18 protein-coding genes are annotated in these 19,959 nt (G+C 66.7%); 10 read left to right on the plus strand and 8 right to left on the minus strand.

Going from position 1 to position 19,959, the window contains the following annotated elements:
* Nucleotides 1-367: 367 nt before the first annotated feature.
* Nucleotides 368-1,945, minus strand: a complete 1,578-nt coding sequence (locus QU44_RS00085) for a lysine--tRNA ligase (RefSeq protein WP_033919335.1) — start codon at nt 1,943-1,945, stop codon at nt 368-370.
* A gap of 378 nt (nt 1,946-2,323) precedes the next feature.
* Here QU44_RS00085 and QU44_RS00090 point away from each other — a divergent pair, with 378 nt between their 5' ends.
* The 3 genes from QU44_RS00090 (at nt 2,324) to glsA (ending at nt 5,412) form a co-directional block, all read left to right on the plus strand.
* Nucleotides 2,324-3,556 carry an NAD(P)/FAD-dependent oxidoreductase gene (locus tag QU44_RS00090; RefSeq protein ID WP_033919336.1) on the plus strand — a complete coding sequence of 411 codons (1,233 nt, stop codon included), beginning with the start codon at nt 2,324-2,326 and terminating at the stop codon, nt 3,554-3,556.
* A 55-nt stretch (nt 3,557-3,611) separates the two neighbouring features.
* Nucleotides 3,612-4,415: a DUF72 domain-containing protein gene (locus QU44_RS00095; protein ID WP_033919338.1), complete on the plus strand. Its 804-nt coding sequence runs from the start codon at nt 3,612-3,614 to the stop codon at nt 4,413-4,415.
* A 67-nt stretch (nt 4,416-4,482) separates the two neighbouring features.
* Complete coding sequence (gene glsA, locus QU44_RS00100) at nt 4,483-5,412, plus strand: glutaminase A (RefSeq protein ID WP_033919339.1); 930 nt, start codon at nt 4,483-4,485, stop codon at nt 5,410-5,412.
* Nucleotides 5,413-5,465: 53 nt separating this feature from the next.
* Here glsA and QU44_RS00105 read toward each other — a convergent pair whose 3' ends face one another.
* From QU44_RS00105 to hemC, 6 genes are read right to left on the minus strand one after another with little or no spacing between them, the layout of a single operon-like run.
* Complete coding sequence (locus QU44_RS00105; RefSeq protein ID WP_033919341.1) at nt 5,466-6,596, minus strand: CaiB/BaiF CoA transferase family protein; 1,131 nt, start codon at nt 6,594-6,596, stop codon at nt 5,466-5,468.
* Complete coding sequence (locus tag QU44_RS00110) at nt 6,593-7,111, minus strand: GNAT family N-acetyltransferase (protein WP_033919343.1); 519 nt, start codon at nt 7,109-7,111, stop codon at nt 6,593-6,595. The genes QU44_RS00105 and QU44_RS00110 overlap by 4 nt, the downstream gene beginning before the upstream one ends.
* Before the next feature lie 36 nt (nt 7,112-7,147).
* Nucleotides 7,148-8,335, minus strand: a complete 1,188-nt coding sequence (locus QU44_RS00115; RefSeq protein ID WP_033919344.1) for an acyl-CoA dehydrogenase — start codon at nt 8,333-8,335, stop codon at nt 7,148-7,150.
* A 13-nt stretch (nt 8,336-8,348) separates the two neighbouring features.
* Nucleotides 8,349-9,257, minus strand: coding sequence for a hypothetical protein (locus QU44_RS00120; RefSeq protein WP_052134175.1), 909 nt, complete (start codon nt 9,255-9,257; stop codon nt 8,349-8,351).
* A gap of 32 nt (nt 9,258-9,289) precedes the next feature.
* On the minus strand, nt 9,290-9,934 hold the full coding sequence (locus QU44_RS00125) for a uroporphyrinogen-III synthase (protein WP_052134176.1): 645 nt from the start codon (nt 9,932-9,934) through the stop codon (nt 9,290-9,292).
* Nucleotides 9,935-9,948: 14 nt separating this feature from the next.
* Complete coding sequence (gene hemC / locus QU44_RS00130) at nt 9,949-10,860, minus strand: hydroxymethylbilane synthase (protein ID WP_033919346.1); 912 nt, start codon at nt 10,858-10,860, stop codon at nt 9,949-9,951.
* 40 nt (nt 10,861-10,900) lie between these two features.
* On the opposite strand from hemC, the gene tsaD reads away from it, so the two are divergent.
* Nucleotides 10,901-11,935, plus strand: a complete 1,035-nt coding sequence (gene tsaD / locus QU44_RS00135) for a tRNA (adenosine(37)-N6)-threonylcarbamoyltransferase complex transferase subunit TsaD (protein WP_033919347.1) — start codon at nt 10,901-10,903, stop codon at nt 11,933-11,935.
* Nucleotides 11,932-12,906: an NAD(P)H-dependent glycerol-3-phosphate dehydrogenase gene (locus QU44_RS00140; protein WP_033919348.1), complete on the plus strand. Its 975-nt coding sequence runs from the start codon at nt 11,932-11,934 to the stop codon at nt 12,904-12,906. Before tsaD ends, QU44_RS00140 begins: the two co-directional genes overlap by 4 nt.
* Before the next feature lie 79 nt (nt 12,907-12,985).
* Here QU44_RS00140 and QU44_RS17600 read toward each other — a convergent pair whose 3' ends face one another.
* Entirely contained in the window at nt 12,986-13,147 is a 162-nt protein-coding gene (locus QU44_RS17600; protein WP_081987761.1) for a DUF1674 domain-containing protein, read from the minus strand.
* Between the two features lie 68 nt (nt 13,148-13,215).
* On the opposite strand from QU44_RS17600, the gene htpX reads away from it, so the two are divergent.
* From htpX to purH, 5 genes are all read left to right on the plus strand, one after another.
* The gene (gene htpX, locus QU44_RS00145) at nt 13,216-14,145 is read left to right on the plus strand and encodes a zinc metalloprotease HtpX (protein ID WP_033919349.1); all 930 of its coding nucleotides are present in this window, start codon (nt 13,216-13,218) and stop codon (nt 14,143-14,145) included.
* Nucleotides 14,146-14,238: 93 nt separating this feature from the next.
* Entirely contained in the window at nt 14,239-15,525 is a 1,287-nt protein-coding gene (locus QU44_RS00150; RefSeq protein WP_033919350.1) for an RsmB/NOP family class I SAM-dependent RNA methyltransferase, read from the plus strand.
* Between the two features lie 45 nt (nt 15,526-15,570).
* A complete protein-coding gene (rpe, locus tag QU44_RS00155) occupies nt 15,571-16,233 on the plus strand; it encodes a ribulose-phosphate 3-epimerase (RefSeq protein WP_033919351.1) in 663 nt (220 codons plus the stop codon).
* Nucleotides 16,230-17,966 carry a heparinase II/III family protein gene (locus QU44_RS00160; RefSeq protein ID WP_081987762.1) on the plus strand — a complete coding sequence of 579 codons (1,737 nt, stop codon included), beginning with the start codon at nt 16,230-16,232 and terminating at the stop codon, nt 17,964-17,966. The genes rpe and QU44_RS00160 overlap by 4 nt, the downstream gene beginning before the upstream one ends.
* A 235-nt stretch (nt 17,967-18,201) precedes the next feature.
* Nucleotides 18,202-19,767, plus strand: coding sequence for a bifunctional phosphoribosylaminoimidazolecarboxamide formyltransferase/IMP cyclohydrolase (purH, locus tag QU44_RS00165; RefSeq protein WP_033919353.1), 1,566 nt, complete (start codon nt 18,202-18,204; stop codon nt 19,765-19,767).
* Nucleotides 19,768-19,959: the final 192 nt, after the last annotated feature.

The following is a 19,959-nucleotide window of genomic DNA, read 5'->3' on the forward strand; positions in this document are numbered from 1 at the left end:
ATGGGAAGTTCCGCGGTCGGCTCAGCTAACGGCAGCAATCCACCAGGCCCCGCCATTCCCGAAACTCGATCCCTTTGGGGAAAGACCGGCGGACTCGGAATGGCAGCTCACGGCTATCGCTATCGCGAAAGACGCCAGTCGCCCAATCCCCGCAATCCCGTCCACCACACCGGCGCGGCCCCGACACCGCCAACCGAACCGCTGTCCTACAAGCCCCCGCTTTGATACGCACGCCGCATGAACACGCTCCTCTCCCCCTCCGCCCGCATCGCGTCTCGTGCCGCGGAAGAGGCGAATCCAGGGGGGACGTAGTGTAGCTTTTGTAGCTTTCCGAGGTCCCGGGACCGGTCGTTTACACGTTCCCCATCTACCCCGAACGCCCCAACGCCTCCGCAATCAACCCCCGCGTATTCGCAACCCCGTACAACGCAACGAAGCTCCCCATGCGCGGCCCCTGACTGGTCCCCAGCAGCGTCTCGTACAGCGCCTTGAACCAGTCGCGCAGATTGTCGAAGCCGCCTGTCTTGCCGATCTCATAGACGATGTTCTGAATGTCCTCGGCCGAAGCTCCGGCGGGCAACGCCGCCAGTTCGGCATCGAGCCGCTCGAGCGCCGCGACCTCGACGCCCTCGGGCGCGCGCCGCACCGGCTTCTCGGCCACGTCGCGCGTATACGCGATCGCATGGTCGATCAGCCGGTCGAGCGCGGGATAGCGCGCAGCCGATGCATCGGGGACATAATTGGCGAGATAGCCCCACACTTGGTCCTTGGTCGTCTCCCCCATCACCCCAACCAGGTTGAGCAGCAGGCCGAAAGTGACCGGCAGCGTCTCGGCAGGCGGCGGGCCGCCATGGATGTGGTGCACCGGATTGCCCAGCCGCTGCTCGACCGGCTGGTCGGCATAAGCGGCGCGGAATTGCCAATATTCGTCGATCGCACGCGGGATGACGCCAAGGTGCAACTGCTTGGCCTTTTTCGGCTCGCGATAGGCATAGAAGGCCAGGCTCTCGGGCGGGCCATAGCTCAGCCATTGATCGAGGCTCAGGCCATTGCCCTTCGACTTCGAAATCTTCTGCCCCAGTTCGTCGAGGAACATCTCGTAATTAAACCCCTCGGGCGGCCGCGCGCCCAGCACCCGCGCGATCTTCGAGCTTTGCACCACCGAATCGATCAGATCCTTGCCCGACATTTCGTAATCGACGCCCAGCGCGACCCAGCGCATCGCCCAATCGACCTTCCACTGCAGCTTGGCCCCGCCGCCCAGCACCGATTGCTCGATCCGCTGGCCTTCATCCTCGAACGCGACGATTCCCGCCTCGGCATCGACCACCTCGACCGGCACCTGCAGCACCACGCCGCTGGTCGGGCTGATCGGCAGGATCGGCGAATAGGTCGCGCGCCGCTCGGCCCCCAGCGTCGGCAGCATCACGTCCATGATCGCGGCATAATGGCGCAGCACCCCGCGCAGCGCGTCGTCAAACTGCCCGCCGCGATAATAGTCTGTCGACGAGGCGAATTCATATTCGAAGCCGAAGCCGTCGAGGAACGAGCGCAGCATCGCATTGTTGTGGTGCGCGAAGCTTTCGAACTTCTCGAACGGGTCGGGCACCTGCGTCAGCGGCTTGCCCAGATGCTCGGTCAGCATCGCGCGGTTGGGTACATTGTCGGGCACCTTGCGAAGCCCGTCCATATCGTCGCTGAACGCCAGCAGCCGCGTCGGCTGGTCGCTGAGTTCGGCAAAGGCGCGCCGCACCATCGTCGTTCGCAGCACTTCGTTGAAGGTGCCGATATGCGGCAGGCCCGACGGGCCATAGCCGGTTTCGAACAGCACCGGCGCGCCGCCGGGCTTGCCATCGGGATAGCGCTTCAGAAGCTTGCGCGCCTCTTCATAGGGCCAGGCCTTGGAAACGAGAGCGGCGTCGCGGATGCTGTTGATGTCGATCATGCTGGGCGATCTAGCGCCCGATGGCGTTCCCGACAAATCCAGAGCATGGCGGCAAGGGCTGAGACTCATTGATGAGGGCGTTGTAAGGAAATTTTGGTCGGCGGAGCGGCTACCCCAAGGCATGTCCTGAGCGTGTCTAAGGGGTAGCATGGACAGGAAACATCATGTTGTCGCTCACGCCAATGGCCGTCGGCCCCAGCGACTTTATCGGGGCATCGATTAAAGTCGCTGCCGACCGTCGGGAGACGATCGCCGCCGGGATAGGCCGGTTTCTCAACTATCATGACCAAGTGAATAGCCGGCAACGAAGCTTTGCATGCTGTGCTCTATCGCTTCACCGCCAAGCGCTTTAGACGTCCTCCCTCTTAAGGAGGACCGATGCGACTCGAAGGCGAAACGGCGGACGTGGTGATTGTGGGCACCGGCCATGGTGGTGCGGCTTGTGCGATCGCGTTGCGACAGGGGGGCTTTGCGGGGTCGATCCTGATGGTGGGCGACGAGCCCGAGCTTCCCTACGAGCGCCCGCCCTTGTCGAAGGATTATCTGAGCGGCGAGCGCGCGTTCGAGCGGTTGCTGATACGCCCGGCGGCCTTTTGGGAGGAACGCGGCGTCGGCTTTCGGTTGTCGTCGCGAGTTGTCTCGGTCGATGCCGGGGCGCATTGCTTGCGGACGCAGGCGGGCGAGACGATCGGCTATCGGCATTTGATCTGGGCGACCGGCGGCACGCCGCGCCGGCTGAGCTGTGTGGGCGGCGATCTGGGCGGCGTCCACACGGTACGCACGCGCGCCGATGCCGATCGGATGATGACCGAATTGCCGCAGGTGACGCGCGCGGTCGTCGTCGGTGGCGGCTATATCGGGCTCGAGGCCGCCGCGGTGCTCGCCAAGGCGGGCAAGCAGGTGGTGCTGGTCGAGGCGCTGGACCGCGTGCTGGCGCGGGTGGCGGGCGAGCCGTTGTCGCGCTTCTTCGAGGCCGAGCATCGCGCGCATGGCGTCGACATCCGGCTGAGCAGCGCGGTCGATTGTATCATCGGCGATGACCGCGTCACCGGGGTGCGGCTGGCCGATGGCGATGTGCTGCCCGCCGATATGGTCGTGGTGGGCATCGGCATCGTACCTGCGGTCGAGCCGCTGCTGGCCGCCGGTGCGGCGGGCGGGAATGGAGTGGCGGTCGATGCGCAGGGGCGGGCCTCGCTGCCCGACATTTTCGCGCTGGGCGATTGCGCGCTGCATCATAATGGCTTTGCTGGCGGCGATGTCCGGATCGAATCGGTACAGAACGCCAATGATCAGGCGACGGTGGTCGCGCGGACGATCCTGGGGGTGCCCGCCGCCTATGATTCGGTGCCGTGGTTCTGGTCGAACCAATATGACCTGAAATTACAGACGGTCGGGCTTTCGGCGGGGCATGACGAAGCGATCCTGCGCGGCGATCCCGCGAGCCGCAGCTTTTCGGTGGTGTATCTGCGCGAAGGGCGGGTGATCGCGCTCGATTGCGTCAATGCGGTGCGCGATTATGTCCAGGGGCGCAAATTGGTGGTCGAGCAGATGCGCCCGCCGCGCGAGCAGCTGGCCGATGCCGGGGTGCCGCTCAAGTCGATCGCGGCCTGAGCTTCGGGCGCAATCTTCGGGTCGTTCGGCTCCTGGGTCATGCTAACGCTGCGCCATGACCAACGCCCTGATTCGCGCCGGCATCGGCGGCTGGACCTATGAACCCTGGCGCGGCGGGGTGTTCTATCCCGAGGGGCTCGTCCAGAAACGCGAGCTCGAATATGCCGCGTCGAAGCTGACCGCGATCGAGATCAACGGCACCTATTATTCGAGCTTCAAGCCCGCCTCGTTCGCGGGCTGGGCCAAGGCGGTGCCCGACGGCTTCGTCTTTGCGGTGAAGGCGTCGCGCTACACCACCAATCGCAAGGTGCTGGCCGAGGCGGGCGAATCGATCGCCAAGTTCCTGGGGCAGGGGCTGACCGAGCTTGGCGATCGGCTGGGGCCGATCCTGTGGCAATTCATGGCGACCAAGAAGTTCGATGCCGATGATTTCGGTGCGTTCCTCAAGCTGCTGCCTGCCGCGCAGGACGGGGTGGCGCTGCGCCATGCGGTGCAGGTGCGGCATGAGAGCTTCCACGTCCCCGAATTCGTCGCGATGGCGCGCGCGGCGGGGGTGGCGATCGTCTATGCCGATTCGGCGGAGTATCCGGCGATCGCCGATGTGACCGGCGATTTCGTCTATGCGCGGCTCGAAAATGCCGAGGCGCAGTTCGTGGCTGGCTATGCGCCAAGTGCGCTCGATCGCTGGGCCAAGGTGGCGCGCGAATGGGCGGCGGGCGCGCAGCCCGATGGGTTGCCTTATGCCGGCGATGTGGTGGCGCCGAAGCAACCGCGCGACACCTTCGTCTTCATGATCAACGGTGCCAAGGAGCGCGCGCCTGCCGCGGCGATGGCGTTGCTGGATCGGCTGAACGGATAGGCAGCCGGACCCTTTGGCGGCATCGGCGGTTGTTACGGCTCCGAATAGCAGGAGACATGCGATCGCTATGCTGCAACAGATTGTCGCCGAAATAGCCGAGGAAATCGCCGACAAGGCCGCCGAGATCGAAAGCGCGGCCGATGCCAAGGTCGAGGGTGAGGCCCCCGGTGGGTTCGGCATCGCGGTGGCGACGATCGAGGGCGAGGTCGTATTGGCGGGCGAGGCCGCGACTCAGTTCCCGTTGCAGAGCATCTCTAAGGTGTTCGCGCTCGAACTGGCGCTGTGCGCGCTGGGCGACAAGGTGTTCGAGCGCGTCGGGCGCGAACCTTCGGGCGATCCGTTCAACTCGATCATCGATCTCGAAAAAACCTCGGGGCTGCCGCGCAATCCGTTCGTCAACGCCGGCGCGCTGGCGGTGGTCGATATTCTGGTCGAGGAGCTTACGGCGGAGAAACAGTCCGACGCCGTCGTCGAATTCGTGCGTCGCCAGGCGGGGCTCGATAGCGTCGAACTCAATGACGAGGTGATGGCATCGGAGCATGAGGGCGGCGACCTCAACCGCGCGATCATGAGCTTCATGCGGCATCACGGCAATTTCCACTCGCCGATCGACGAGGTGATGGAAGCCTATGTGAAGCAATGCGCGTTCATGATCGATTGCGCGGGGCTGGCGCGCGCGGGGCGGTTCCTGGCGCACACCCGCCGCTCGCGCGACGACGAAAAGGCCGATGCCAAGGCGCAGCGGATGCGCAAAGTGCTCGCGCTGATGATGACGTGCGGCCATTATGACGGATCGGGCGACTTCGCGCTGCGCGTGGGCCTGCCCGCCAAGAGCGGGGTCGGCGGCGGGATACTGGCGGTGGTGCCCGAGATTGCCTCGGTCGCGATATGGTCGCCCAACCTCGATCAGCATGGCAATTCGATGCTCGGCGTGCGCGCGCTCGAGATGCTGGCACATCGGACGGGATGGTCGGTGTTCGGGCCGCCCTGTGTGTAGGGGGTGGCAGATCGCTGGCCGAACGTCAGTTTGCGGGGGCGGATCGCTATGGATCAGGCGTCGTTGGCCGCGCGCCTCGGGCTGGGGGTCGCCGACACCATGCGTTTGCCGTCGATCACGATCGGACTCGCCACGCCCGGCAGCCCGCCGGGTGCGATCCGCATGCCGCGCGCCATCACCTGCGGGTCAGCGAAGACCTGGTCGACGGTGTTGATCGGGCCGGCCGGGACACCGGCGGCTTCGAGCGCGGCGGCGAGCTGGTCGCGTGGCCGGGTGCGGGTGGCGGCTTCGATCAGGGGGATCAGCGCGGCGCGGTTCGCGACGCGGGCGGGGTTGGTCACAAAGCGTGGGTCGGCGGCGATGTCGAGGCCCAAGACCGCGCAGAGCCTGGCGAACTGGCCGTCATTGCCGACCGCGATCACCAGCGGGTCGTCCTGCGTCTCAAACGCCTGATAGGGTGCCAGGTTGGCGTGGCCATTGCCCATCCGGTGCGGCACCTTGCCCGATGCCATCCAGTTGAGCGCCTGGTTCGCGAGCACCGCGATCTGGGTGTCGAGCAGCGCCATGTCGATATGCGCGCCCCGCCCCCCCTCTGGCCCGGTCATATCGCGCTGGCGTAGCGCGGCGAGGATCGCGACCGCCGAATAGACGCCGGTGAAGATGTCCGCATAGGCAATCCCTGCCTTTTGCGGCGGGCCGTCGGGCTCGCCGGTGAGCGACATCAGCCCGCCCATCGCCTGGATGATGAAGTCATAGCCCGCGCGCGGCGCATACGGCCCGGTCTGGCCGAAGCCGGTGATCGAACAGGTGATGAGGCGCGGGTTGAGCGCGCTCAAGCTGGCGTGGTCGAGGCCGTATTTGACCAGCCCGCCGACCTTGTAATTCTCGATCACGACATCGGCATCGGCGATCAGCGCGCGGACCTCGGCCTGACCCTTAGGCGTGGCGATGTCGATCGCGCGAGACGTCTTGCCGCGATTGGTCGAGTGGAAATAGGCGGCGTCGAGATTGGTGCCGTCGGGCGCGTGGAGGAAGGGCGGCCCCCAATGGCGGGTGTCGTCACCCGCGCCGGGGCGCTCGATCTTGATGACGTCGGCACCCAGATCGGCGAGCAACTGGCCGCACCAGGGGCCGGCCAGGATTCGCGCCAGCTCGATGACGCGGACGCCTTCGAGCGGCTTCATGCGCGGTCGATCGCATAGACGACATGGTCGGGAAACATATCGCCGTTACCGCGATGGTGGCGACCGGGGATCAGCGTCCCGCCGATCTTCTCCATCGCCCGGCGCGAGCGCAGGTTGTGCTGTCCGACCAGGAAGACGACGCGGCCGACATAATAATGGATGTGGTCGAGCATCAGCCGCTTGATCTCGCGATTATAGCTGCCGCCCCAATGCCTGCGCGCGATGAAGGTCCAGCCGATCTCGAGCTCGTCATTGGCTTGATCATATGCGTCGTAGCGGCTCGAGCCGATGATCATGCCTGTCGCCTTGTCGATGATCACAAGCCCGCCGCCGCAGGCCAGCGCCTCGTCGAAAAAAGTGTGGAACACCGTTTCGCGCCAGCGGTCGGGCACCGGGTGCAGTTCCCAGATCAGCGGGTCGGATGCGACCGCGTACACCGCCTCCCAATCGTCCGCGCGTAGCGGGCGAATAACGACGCGCTCGCCTTCAAGCGTCGGCTGCCGATCCGGCGTCATGTCAGGCTGGTCTGGCAGTACCGCCGCGTCCCGTCATCAGAACGCCGCGATCCCGGTGATTGCGCGGCCCAGGATCAGCCCGTGGACGTCGTGCGTGCCCTCATAGGTGTTGACCGTTTCGAGGTTGATCGCGTGGCGCATCACATGGAAATCGGCCGAGATGCCATTGCCACCGTGCATGTCGCGCGCAACGCGGGCGATGGCGAGTGCCTTGCCGCAATTGTTGCGCTTGAGGATCGAGATCGCATCGGGGGCAAGCTCGTGCGCGTCGAACATCCGGCCTGCGCGAAGGCAGGCGTTGAGCCCCAGCGAAATCTCTGTCAGCATGTCAGCGAGCTTGATCTGCACCAATTGCGTCGCGGCGAGCGGGCGGCCGAATTGCTGGCGGTCGAGCGTATATTGCCGTGCGGCGTCGAGGCAGAATTCGGCGGCACCCATCGTGCCCCAGGCGATGCCGTAGCGCGCGCGGTTGAGGCAGCCGAATGGCCCCTTCAGCCCCTGGACGTCGGGCAGCAGCGCGTCTTCGCCGACTTCGACCCCCTCCATCACGATTTCGCCGGTGATCGACGCGCGCAGGCTCAACTTGCCCTCGATCTTGGGTGCGGTCAGCCCCTTCATCCCCTTTTCGAGCACGAAGCCGCGAATCGCGCCGCCATGCGCGTCCGATTTCGCCCAGACGACGAAGACGTCGGCGATCGGCGAATTGGTGATCCACATCTTCGAGCCCGTCAGGCGATAGCCGCCGCCGTCGATTGCCTCGGCGCGGGTGCGCATGCCCGATGGGTCAGACCCGGCATCGGGTTCGGTCAGGCCGAAACAGCCGATCCATTCGCCGCTTGCCAGCTTGGGCAGATATTTGCGCTTCTGCGCTTCAGAGCCGTAGGCGTTGATCGGGTGCATCACCAGGCTCGACTGGACGCTCATCGCCGAGCGATAGCCGCTGTCGATCGCCTCGACCTCGCGCGCGACCAGGCCGTAGGAGACATAGCCCAGGCCAGCGCCGCCATAGGTTTCGGGGATGGTCGGCCCGAGCAGGCCCAATTGGCCCATCTCGTCCATGATCTCGCGGTGGAAATGTTCGTCGAGAAAGGCGCGGGTGACGCGGGGCAACAGCTTTTCGCGCGAATATTCATGCGCGGTGTCGCGCACCATGCGTTCGTCGTCGGTCAACTGTGCTTCGAGCTGGAAGGGGTCCTGCCAATCGAACCTGCCCATTTCGGCCATCGCGTCATCCTTCCTACATCGTTGTCACTGCCGAGCCATCGGGTACGACCATCGGCGGCGGGGTAGGTGCCGGGATCGCGCCGAGTGGCGGGGCAGGGGGTTCTACCCCTTCGAGCGCCGCCGCTTCGATAATGTCGAGCGCACGCCTGGCAGTGATATAGCGACGCGCGGCTTCGATCCAACTGCTGGCCTGCGCTGCGCCGGGCATCCGGGCGATTTCGGCCACCGCGCCTTCGACATGGCCGGCATCGAGCATCCGCCGGGCGCGGATCAACCGGTCATTGGGCCGCGCGCTTGGCGTACCGTCTTCGCGCAGCACCACCAGTCCGCTGAATTCACGGCGAACGCCTTGCCACCAGCTTGCGCCATCGCTGCCCGAGACCAGTTCAGGGGCAAGCGTATCGAGCGCTAGCCGCAGATCTTCGAGGGTGACGGGGGCGCGTGCGGCTTCGATCACGTAATTGGTCGCGCGCGGTTCGCTGGCGCTGAAACGCTGACGCAACTGCCCCTCAAGATAGCCGAGCGGCAGCCCGCGATCGAGCGCGCGGCGCGAGGCGAATGCCGCCAACAATGCCTCGGCGCGGGTGGCGAAGGAGGATGCGACGCGCGAATCATTATCGATATTGGCCAGCCGCGCCTCTAGCCCCTGGATACGGCCAGCCAGCATGATTTCGCGCGCATATAGCGAGGCAAGGTCGGTGCCCGGCGGGGTGGGCTGCGGCGCCACCACCTGCGGCTGGACGACGATGGGCTGCGGTGTGGCAGCGCCCGATGAATAGCCGAGCCGATGGAGCATCGGTGCGACGTACCAATAGGTTGCCGCGATCCCGGCGACGAACGCCAGCAACCCGATCAGCACCCCCCATTGCAGGCGATTACGCCCGCGGGGCGGAATATCGAACGACACTTCGTCATGGTTCATAGCGCGTCTTATCCCGTGCGCCGCTGTCAGGGTCAATGCGCCGTGAGGGCGGTGGCGATCAGCGCCGAATCCTCAGGGACAGGGGCGACCGATATGCGCCGCCAGCCGGTGCCCGCCGCTTCGGCCGCGCGCGCGCTGATGGCGCAGATAGCGATGGCGGCGCGATCGGTGGTCAGCGCGGCCAGCCGACGCGCGGCGCGCGGCGAATGCACCAGCACGGTGTCGCCGGGCAACAGCGCGGGGCACAAGGCGCTTTCAATGCTGGCATAGACCGCGATGACCGCCGCGATCGGGCCGCCGGGCCTGAGCAGATGATCGCGCCCGCACAGGTGCAGCGCGCGGGCAAAGCCCAGCCGATCGAGCGCGGCGACGGCGGCATCGGCGTCTGAATCGCCTATGCCCACGATGGGGAGCCCCGCTGCGCTTGCCGCCGCTGCGGTTGCTTGCCCGACGACAACCGTCGGCAGCGCCGCGATCGACTGCAACCTGGCCCCTGCATGGCGAACCGCATTGGCGCTGGTCAGCAACAGCGAATCGAATCGTGCTGGATCGGGCGTGTCCCAGTATAGCGGCGCAACCTCGAACAGCGGCATCGCTATCGCCGTGCCGCCGCCTTGGGCAATCCGCGCGCAGGTCGCGCTATTGCCGGGTTCGGGACGCAGCACGACGATCCGCACCGCCGGTGTGATCCCTATCCGCCGAACCGCTGGCGGACCGCATCGGGCGCGCGCGCCAGCAGGTCGCGCGCAAGATCGGCGGCCATGTCGGGGCCGGTGCCCTCGATCCGCCCGGCGACATGCGCGCCGCCATCCTCCGACAATAGCTCCGCCGACAGGGTGATCCGCCCGCCCTCGATCCGGGCGAGCGCGGCGACCGGCGAGTGGCAATCGGCCTGAAGCGCCGCCAGCAGCGCGCGTTCGACCATGACGCAGGCATGGGTTTCGGCATCGTCGATCGCCGCGACGGTCGCGATCGCGGCGTCATCGGCGGCGCGAACTTCGATGCCGATTGCGCCCTGGCTCGGGGCAGGCAGCATCTGATCGAGCGGGATCGCTACGCCGACATCGTCGCGGCCCAGCCGTTCAAGCCCGGCGGCCGCAAGCAGCGTCGCATCGGCTTCGTCGGCGGCAAGCTTGCCGATGCGGGTGTCGACATTGCCGCGAAACGGCACGATCAGCAGGTCGGGGCGCAGTTTCCGCATCTGTGCCGCGCGGCGCGGGCTGCTGGTGCCGATCCGCGCGCCACGGGGCAGATCGTCGATCGAGGCCGCCCCCACCAGCCGGTCGCGGACATCGGCGCGCGGCAGGATGGCCCGAAGCGCGATCGCATCGGGGCGGATCGTCTCGACATCCTTGAGCGAATGCACCGCGCAGTCGATGTCGCCACCCAGCAGTGCGCGATCCAATTCCTTGGTCCACAGCGCCTTGCCGCCGATTTCGGCGAGCGGGCGGTCCTGCACCCGGTCGCCGGTGGTGCGGATCGGGACGATCTCGAAGTCCAATGGATCACGGTCATGCGCGGCGGCGAGCAGCGCGCGAACCATGTTTGCCTGGGTGAGTGCCAGCGGCGAACCGCGCGTACCGATGCGAAAGGGCGTCTTCATGTCGCTTGTGCTAGCCGCCCGCGCGACTAGAGGAAAGAGCATGGCGCTCATCCTCGGCATCGAATCGAGTTGCGACGAGACTGCGGTTGCGCTGGTTTCGAGCGACCGCACGATCCTCTCGCATCAATTGGCGGGCCAGGAGGCGGCGCATGCCCCCTATGGCGGCGTCGTTCCCGAAATCGCCGCGCGCGCGCACGCCGATGTGCTGCCGCCGCTGATCGAGGCGGCGCTGGCGCAGGCGGGGGTGGGCTTGCGCGATGTCGACGCGATCGCCGCGACTGCGGGGCCGGGGCTGATCGGCGGGGTGATGGTCGGGCTGGTGACCGGCAAGGCGCTGGCGCTGGCGGCGGGCAAGCCGCTGATCGCGGTGAATCATCTCGAAGGGCATGCGCTGAGCCCCCGGCTGATCGATGCCGATCTGGCCTTTCCCTATCTGCTGTTGCTGGTGTCGGGCGGGCATTGCCAGTTGCTGCTGGTCAAGGGGGTCGGCAGCTACGCGCGACTGGCGACGACGATCGACGACGCGGCGGGCGAAGCGTTTGACAAGACTGCCAAGCTGCTGGGGCTGGGCTTTCCCGGTGGGCCGGCGGTGGAGCGCGCGGCGGCGCTGGGCGATGCACGCGCGGTGCCGTTGCCGCGCCCGCTGCTGGGATCGGCCGAGCCGCATTTTTCGTTCGCCGGCCTGAAAAGCGCGGTCGCGCGCGCGGCGGATTCGGGGCAGTATCAGGTCGAGGACATCGCCGCATCGTTCAGCCAGGCAGTGATCGATTGCCTGATCGACCGCACCCGACGCGCACTGGCGCTGGCCGACGATGCGACCGCTTTGGTGGTCGCGGGCGGGGTCGCGGCGAATCGCGGGGTGCGCGCCGCGCTCGAGCAATTGGCGGGGGAGCATGGCATGCGGTTCGTCGCGCCGCCCTTGTGGCTGTGTACCGACAATGCGGCGATGATCGCCTGGGCAGGGGCGGAACGCTTTGCCGCGGGGCTGACCGATCCGCTCGACGTGGCGGCGCGCCCGCGCTGGCCGCTGGATCCGATGGCTGAACCGGTACGCGGCGCAGGGGTAAAGGCATGAAGATCGGCGTTATCGGAGCGGGTGCATGGGGCACCGCGCTGGCCCAGGTGGCGGCGCAGGGCGGCGCGCCGGTGCTGCTATGGGCGCGCGAGCCACAGGTGGTGGACAGCATCAATGCTGACCGCGTGAACGCGATGTTCCTCGATCGGGTGCGGCTGTCGGAGGCGATTCGGGCGACCGGGAACTTAAGCGACCTGGGGGCATGCGAGGCATTGCTCGTGGTCGTGCCGACTCAGCATGTTGCCGGGGTGCTGGCGCAGATCGACGTCGCCGGGCGACCTTTGGTACTGTGCGCCAAGGGGATCGAGGCGGGGACGCAGCGGCTGGTGAGCGAGATCGCCGCCGATACCTGCCCCGATTCGCCGATCGCAGTGCTGTCCGGCCCCACCTTCGCGCACGAAGTGGCGGCGGGAAAGCCCACGGCGGTGACGCTGGCGTGCGGCGACAAGGCGTTGCGCGAGGCGCTGGCCGATCGGCTGTCGGGGCCGGCGCTTCGGCCTTATCTGTCGGATGACGTGATCGGGGCCGAGATCGGCGGCGCGGTGAAGAATGTGCTGGCGATCGCGTGCGGCGTGGTCGAAGGCGCGGGGCTTGGGCTGAACGCGCGCGCGGCGCTGATCGCGCGCGGCTTTGCCGAAATGACCCGCTTCGGGCTGGCGCGCGGCGGGCGGGCCGAGACACTGGCTGGGCTGTCGGGGCTGGGCGATCTGGTGCTGACCTGCTCGTCGACCAATTCGCGCAACTTTTCGCTCGGCGTCGGGATCGGATCGGGGCGAAGCGCCGCCGATCTGCTCGCCGACCGGCGGACGGTGGCCGAGGGTGCCTTCACCGCGCCGGTGCTTCGCGCCGCAGCGACGGCGGCTGGCGTCGACATGCCGGTGACCGAGGCGGTGTGCGCGTTGCTGGAAGGCGCGCATGTGGCGGCGATCGTCGAGCAATTGCTCGCGCGGCCGTTGAAGGTCGAGGCGTGAGGCCCATTCGGGCCTGAGGCGGCAAGGCCTCCGGCCAGGGGAGGGCCGGGATCAGATCCAGTTCTTCGCCCTATTCGCCCTAAAAGTCGATCGCGATGCCTTTGAGCTCCCAGTCGCCATAGCGCACCGGGTTCTTTCCCATCGGGTCGTCCTGCGGCGGCGCGACGGTTTCGGGCTGTGGCACCGGCGGACTCTTCGACAGATAGGCTGGCGGCTTCACATGTGCGGGGCGGGTGCCCATCGCGGCTCTCCGATAATTGAAGGAATCAGGTTCCATCCCCACATCGTATCCCGAAGGAGACGGTTCAAGTGAACCATGTGAAGACGGGTATGTTGCTGGCGGCGATGACCGCCCTGTTCATGGCGCTGGGGTTCATCCTGGGCGGGCGCGGCGGCGCGATGATCGCGCTGCTGGTGACGGCGGGCATGAATTTTTTCACCTATTGGAATGCCGACAAGATCGTGTTGCGGATGCACAATGCGCGCGAAGTCGATGATCGCAGCGCGCCCGAATTTGTCGGGCTGGTTCGCGAATTGGCGGTGCGGGCCAAGCTGCCGATGCCGCGCGTCTATATCGTCGATGACGCGCACCCCAATGCCTTTGCCACCGGGCGGAATCCCGACAATGCCGCCGTTGCCGCCACCAGCGGGCTGTTGTCGCTGCTCAGCCGCGACGAGATTGCCGGGGTGATGGCGCACGAACTGGCGCATGTGAAGAATCGCGACACGCTGATCATGACGATGGTCGCGACGATTGCGGGTGCGATTTCGATGCTCGCCAATTTCGGGCTGTTCTTCCGATCGGGCGACCAGCGATCGTCGTTCATTGCGACGATTGCGGCGGTCATCGTCGCGCCGTTTGCTGCAATGATCGTCCAGATGGCGATCAGCCGGACGCGCGAATATGGTGCCGATCGCGGCGGGGCGGAGATTTCGGGCAATCCGCAGGCGCTTGCCTCGGCGCTGGCGAAGCTGGCGGGCGGCGCGGCGCGCACGCGCAACCGGGTGAGCGAGCAGAACCCGGCGGCGGCGCAGCTCTATATCGTCCCCCCGATCGCGCGCGAGATGTTCTCGACCCATCCCGACACCGGCAAGCGGATCGCCGCGTTGCAGGCGATGGCGGACGAGTTCGGTCCGCCGCCGGCTTTTCAAGTGCCGGCGGCGCGCCGCGCGGCGTCGGTGCCGCCGACCCGCGCGCGATCGCGGGCAAGTGCGCTGAACCCGCACAACAAACGGTAGGACGGGCGGTAGCGCGGGCGGTAAGGCGGGGTGCGCTTGTCGAAACGGGGTTCTTTCCTATAGGCGTTCGCATCCCCATCCGACTGGAAATACATGGCGCGTCCCCAACTCGAACTTCCCGCCGATGCCCCCGGCGTTCCCGCACGCCGCGCCGCGCTCAAGCTGCTCGACGCGGTGTTGCGGCAGGGCAAGGCGCTCGAGGCCGCGCTCGATCGCGCGGCGGCGAACCTGCCCGCCAATGATCGCGGCCTTGCACATGCGATCGCCGCCGAAGTGCTGCGCTTCCTCTCTGATCTCGACTCGCTGATCGATTCGGCGACGCGCAACCGTATCCCTGACGATGCCAAGGCGCGGTTCGCGCTGCGGATCGCGCTGGCGCAGGTGCTTCGGCTGGGCACTCCGCCGCATGCCGCGATCTCGACGGTGTTGCCGTTGGTCGATGGCGGTCCGCGCAAGCTGGTGCATGGCGTGTTCGGCGCGCTGATGCGGCAGGGGGTAAGCTTGCCCGATACGCCCGCGCTGCCCGATGCGGCGGCGCTTCGCTGGGAAGCGCAGCACGGCACCGCGATGGTCGAAGCGGCGATGGCGGCGATCGCGCAGCCGCCGGCGACCGACCTGACGCTAGCCGATCCGGCGGCGACCGACGAATGGGTCGCCAAGCTGGAAGGTGTCAGCCTGTTTCCCGGCCATGTCCGGCTGCCGGCGGGCAAGCAGATCACCGCATTGCCCGGATTCGATGCGGGGGCATGGTGGGTGCAGGATCTGGCGGCATCGCTGCCGGCACGACTTTTGGGGCAGGGCGAGGGCACCGCGCTCGATCTGTGCGCCGCGCCCGGCGGCAAGATGTTGCAGCTCGCCAGCAGCGGCTGGCGCACCATTGCGGTCGATATGAGCGAAAGTCGTCTGGCGCGACTTCGCGATAATCTGGGGCGGACGCGGCTGGAGGCCGAAATTGTCTGCGCCGATCTGCGCGAATGGAAGCCAGCCGCGCTTGCCGATGCGGTCCTGCTCGATGCGCCATGCAGCGCGACCGGCATTTTTCGTCGCCATCCCGATGTGCTGCACCGGGTGCGCCCCAGCCTGATCGCCGAAACCGCCGGATTGCAGCGCGAATTGCTGGGTCGTGCCGCCGAATGGGTGCGCGTCGGCGGGCGGCTGGTCTATGCGGTGTGTTCGCTCGAACGGCCCGAGGGGGAGGAGCAGATCGCCGATTTCCTGAAGCGGCATCGCCATTTCGCGATCGACCCGGTCACCCAGGACGAACTCCCCGCCGGCGTCGCGCCCAACCCCGACGGCACCGTCCGCACGCTGCCGGGGATGCTCGCCGAACAGGGCGGGCTGGATGGCTTCTTCATTGCCCGGATGATCCGAACGGCTTGACTTTTGGCGGCTTGCCGAGGGGGTTGTTGCTGCTACATGGTTGCCATGCAGCAGCCCGTCCGTATCGCGCCATCGATCCTTTCCGCCGACTTTGCCCGGCTGGGCGAGGAGGTACGCGCGATCGATGCGGCGGGGGCCGATTGGATCCATGTCGATGTGATGGACGGGCATTTCGTGCCCAACATCACGATCGGCCCGGCAGTGGTGAAGGCGCTTCGCCCGCACACCGCCAAGCCATTCGACGTGCATCTGATGATCTCGCCGATCGACGCCTATCTCGACGCCTTTGCCGAGGCGGGGGCCGATACGATCACCGTGCATCCCGAAGGCGGGCCGCATCTGCATCGCACGATCCAGCGGATCAAGGGACTGGGGCTGCGCGCGGGTGTGGTGCTTAATCCCGCGACGCCTGCCAAGATGCTCGATTATGTGCTCGAGGACGTCGATCTGGTGCTGGTGATGAGCGTGAACCCCGGCTTTGGCGGCCAGAGCTTCATCCCCAGCCAGCTTCGCAAGATCGCCGCGATCCGCAATTCGATCGACAAATTGGGCAAGCCGATCGACCTGCAAGTCGATGGCGGCGTAGACCAGTCGAACTGCCGCGAGGTGATCGCCGCCGGTGCCGACGCGCTGGTCGCGGGTACTGCGACCTTCAAGGGCGGGCCTAGCGCTTATGCCGACAATATCCGTGCATTGAGGGGCGGGTGAACGATCTTCAACCGAACGATCCCGGTGCCGACGGGATCGAGCAGGGCAAAAGGCTAATCCGCCAGGGCGGCGACAAGGGATTGTCGCTGTCCGAACGCATCGCCGACCAATTGACCCGGCTGACCTGGCGCACCCCACTCCACACCATGCGGCTAAAAGGCCGACATCCACTGAAGCTGCTCACCGTCGCCGATGATCCGTTTCTGGGCGACCCCGATCGCGGGCAGGCATTGCTCGACGGGATGCTGGCATTCCGCGGCGAAACCAGAAACCTGCACGAGCTCGCGCTGTCGCGGCCGACCTTTTCCAAACCCTTCGGCGAATATCTGCACAGCTTCGCCTGGCTGCGCGACTTGTCGACGGTGACGACGCGCACGCGAGGTGCGCCGATCGCCGAAGCGCTGATGCGTGAATGGATCGCCGCGCATGGCGATGTCGTCTCCGATCCCGCGTGGCGCGCCGATATGTGGGGCCGGCGGCTGTTGTTCTGGGTCGCGCATGCGCCGCTGATCCTGTCGAGCGGCGATCTGGTGTATCGATCGAACGTGCTCCACGCACTGGCGCGGGGCGCACGGCACCTCGATCGCACTGCCGACAAGGTGCCTTTGGGCGTGCCGCGGATCGCTGCCTGGTGCGGCGTGCTGGCGGCTGGGCTGATGATCCCGGGGGGCGATCCACGCCGGGTGTTCGGCGAGGCGGGGCTGGCGCGCGCGATCGAGCAATCGGTGTTCAGTGATGGCGGCACCGTGGGGCGCTCGCCGCTGGGGCTGCTCGATGCGATCATGCTGCTGACGATGTTGCGTTCGACCTATGCCGCGCGGCGGATGGAAATGCCCGAGGCGGCGACCGCCGCGCTGCCGCGCATGGTGAGCGCGCTGCTGGGTGTCAGCCATGGCGATCGCGCGCTGTCGAGCTGGCAGGGCGGGGCCCCGGTGCATCCCGATGTGATGGCGCAAGTGATCGAGGCGACGGGGGTTCGCACCCGCCCGCTGCGCCAGGCGCGCGAATGGGGCTATCAGCGGATGAGCGCGCAAGCATCGGTGCTGATCGTCGATGCCGCACCGCCGCCGATCGCGCGGATCGCTGAAGGGGGCTGCGCTTCGACATTGGCGTTCGAAATGTCCGACGGGCCGAACCGGATCATCGTCAATTGCGGCGGCGCGCGCGCGTCGATGGCCGCAGTGCCCACCGCGCTGGCCGAGGGGCTTCGCACTACTGCTGCGCATTCGACGCTGGTGGTGGGCGACAGCAATTCGACCGCGATCCTGGCCGACGGAACGTTGGGCAAGGGGGTGACCGAGGTCGAACTGACCCGGCAGGAGGCCGATAATGCCAGCCGGATCGAGGCGAGCCATGACGGCTATGCCCGGCGCTTCGGCTTTCTGCATCGCCGGTTGCTGGCGCTGTCGAACGACGGTCGCGATCTGCGCGGCGAAGACATGCTGCTGCCTGCGGGCAAGCGCCGCCAGCGCGATGCGACGCCGTTCGCGGTGCGCTTCCACCTTGCCCCCGATGTCGAGATCGCCGCGACCAGCGATGGGCAGGCGGCGATCCTGCGCTTGCCCGGCGGCGCGATGTGGCAGTTTCGCGCGCGCGGCGCAGCCTTGAGCATCGAGGACAGCGTCTGGGTCAACCCGCATGGCCGCCCGGTATCGACCGAACAGATCGTGCTGTCGGGCGAGGCAGCGCCCGGTGGCGCAACGGTGAGCTGGCTGCTGCACAAGGCGCGCTAGTGGATTGATTTTGACATTCGCATCCCGCCTGCGACACGCTCTCGCTGCGAATGTCAAAATCATAAAATCCACTAGAATCACATAATTGCTAGTGGTCCTGGAGATTCTGACATTTGCTCCTGACTGAGCCGAAGGGGGTAGCAAATGTCAGAAGCCGACCACTAGTCGCTCTGCTCTGAACAATGCGGGAGAATGAGGTTGCGCGGGCGGCCATTCTGCTGAAATAGCCGCGCGCATGAACAGCATCGCCATTACCCGCGCCCTTTTGTCGGTATCCGACAAGACTGGCATCGTCGATCTCGCCCGCACGCTGGCAGAACGCGGGGTCGAACTGGTTTCGACCGGCGGCACCGCCAAGGCATTGCGCGATGCGGGCCTTGCGGTGCGCGACGTGTCCGAACTGACCGGCTTTCCCGAGATGATGGACGGCCGCGTCAAGACGCTGCACCCGATGGTGCATGGCGGGCTGCTCGCGGTGCGCGACGACCCTGAGCATGTCGCGGCGATGACCGAGCATGGCATCGGCGCGATCGACCTGGTGGTGGTCAATCTTTATCCGTTCGAGGCGACGGTCGCGCGGGGGGCCGAGCGCGACGAGGTGATCGAGAATATCGACATTGGCGGCCCGAGCATGGTGCGGTCGGCAGCCAAGAACCACGCGCATGTCGCGATCGTCACCGATCCCGCCGATTACGCGCTGCTTGCCCAGGGCAGCACGACGCTCGACCAGCGGCGGATGCTGGCGGCCAAGGCGTTCGCCGCGACCGCCGCCTATGATTCGGCGATCGCGCAATGGTTTGCCTTTGCCGATCAGGGTGAGACGTTTCCGGCCACGCTGCCGCTCGCTTTCACGCTCGCCGACGAACTTCGCTACGGCGAGAATCCGCATCAGTTGGCGGCGTTGTATCTGCCCAAGGGGCCTGGCGCGCGCGGCATCGCTCAGGCGAGCCAGTTGCAGGGCAAGGCGCTGAGCTACAACAACTATAACGACGCCGATGCCGCGCTCGAACTGGTCAGCGAATTTCGCGATGGCCCGCCGACGGTAGTGATCGTCAAGCACGCCAATCCGTGCGGCGTCGCGAGCGCCGATACGCTGCTCGAAGCCTATGAAGCGGCGTTTGCCTGCGACACGGTGTCGGCGTTCGGCGGCATCGTTGCGGTCAACCGCCCGCTCGACGGCGCGACCGCGCGCGCGATTGCGGGCATCTTCACCGAAGTCGTCGCCGCGCCCGATGCCGATGACGAAGCGCGCGCGATCTTTGCCGCCAAGAAGAATTTGCGGCTGTTGCTGACCGGCGAGCTGCCCGATCCGGCGCGGGCCGGGCTGGCGATCAAATCGATCGCGGGCGGGCTGCTGGTGCAGTCGCGCGACGGCGGCAGGTTGGGCGAATTGCAGGTGGTGACCAAGCGCCAGCCGACGGCGCAGGAGTTGATCGATTGCCGCTTTGCCTGGACAGTGGCCAAGCATGTGAAGTCGAACGCGATCGTCTACGCCAGTGGCGGCGCGACCGCCGGGATCGGTGCCGGGCAGATGAACCGGCTGGAAAGCGCGCGGATCGCGGCGTGGAAGGCACGCGACGCCGCCGAGAAGGCGGGCTGGGCACAGGCGCGGACGATCGGCTCGGCGGTGGCGTCGGATGCGTTCTTCCCGTTCGCCGATGGCTTGCTGGCGGCGGTCGAGGCAGGCGCTACTGCGGTGATTCAGCCGGGTGGTTCGATCCGCGACGACGAGGTGATCGCTGCCGCCGACGAAGCCGGGCTGGCAATGGTGTTCACCGGGATGCGGCATTTTCGGCACTGAGTGGTGCCTTCCCCGTCCGTTCGTGCCGAGTAGCGGCGAAGCCCTAGCGAGAGCGCGTATCGAACACCCGCCGCAATACGCGGCTGCGTGGCTACTCAGGACGAACCGGTGGGAGCTAGTGGTCCGATTCTGACATTTGCTACCCCCTTCGGCTCAGTCAGGAGCAAATGTCAGGATCTCCAGGACCACTAG

This window comes from Sphingomonas sp. 37zxx (assembly GCF_000786205.1).
Lineage (GTDB): Bacteria > Pseudomonadota > Alphaproteobacteria > Sphingomonadales > Sphingomonadaceae > Sphingomonas.

Excerpts from the sequence above, each read along its gene's own strand:
- QU44_RS00085 (WP_033919335.1), bottom strand. The coding sequence starts at position 1,945 with ATGATCGACATCAACAGCATCCGCGACGCCGCTCTCGTTTCCAAGGCC.
- QU44_RS00090 (WP_033919336.1), top strand. The coding sequence starts at position 2,324 with ATGCGACTCGAAGGCGAAACGGCGGACGTGGTGATTGTGGGCACCGGC.
- QU44_RS00095 (WP_033919338.1), top strand. The coding sequence starts at position 3,612 with ATGACCAACGCCCTGATTCGCGCCGGCATCGGCGGCTGGACCTATGAA.
- glsA (WP_033919339.1), top strand. The coding sequence starts at position 4,483 with ATGCTGCAACAGATTGTCGCCGAAATAGCCGAGGAAATCGCCGACAAG.
- QU44_RS00105 (WP_033919341.1), bottom strand. The coding sequence starts at position 6,596 with ATGAAGCCGCTCGAAGGCGTCCGCGTCATCGAGCTGGCGCGAATCCTG.
- QU44_RS00110 (WP_033919343.1), bottom strand. The coding sequence starts at position 7,111 with ATGACGCCGGATCGGCAGCCGACGCTTGAAGGCGAGCGCGTCGTTATT.
- QU44_RS00115 (WP_033919344.1), bottom strand. The coding sequence starts at position 8,335 with ATGGCCGAAATGGGCAGGTTCGATTGGCAGGACCCCTTCCAGCTCGAA.
- QU44_RS00120 (WP_052134175.1), bottom strand. The coding sequence starts at position 9,257 with ATGAACCATGACGAAGTGTCGTTCGATATTCCGCCCCGCGGGCGTAAT.
- hemC (WP_033919346.1), bottom strand. The coding sequence starts at position 10,860 with ATGAAGACGCCCTTTCGCATCGGTACGCGCGGTTCGCCGCTGGCACTC.
- tsaD (WP_033919347.1), top strand. The coding sequence starts at position 10,901 with ATGGCGCTCATCCTCGGCATCGAATCGAGTTGCGACGAGACTGCGGTT.
- QU44_RS00140 (WP_033919348.1), top strand. The coding sequence starts at position 11,932 with ATGAAGATCGGCGTTATCGGAGCGGGTGCATGGGGCACCGCGCTGGCC.
- QU44_RS17600 (WP_081987761.1), bottom strand. The coding sequence starts at position 13,147 with ATGGGCACCCGCCCCGCACATGTGAAGCCGCCAGCCTATCTGTCGAAG.
- QU44_RS00150 (WP_033919350.1), top strand. The coding sequence starts at position 14,239 with ATGGCGCGTCCCCAACTCGAACTTCCCGCCGATGCCCCCGGCGTTCCC.
- rpe (WP_033919351.1), top strand. The coding sequence starts at position 15,571 with ATGCAGCAGCCCGTCCGTATCGCGCCATCGATCCTTTCCGCCGACTTT.
- purH (WP_033919353.1), top strand. The coding sequence starts at position 18,202 with ATGAACAGCATCGCCATTACCCGCGCCCTTTTGTCGGTATCCGACAAG.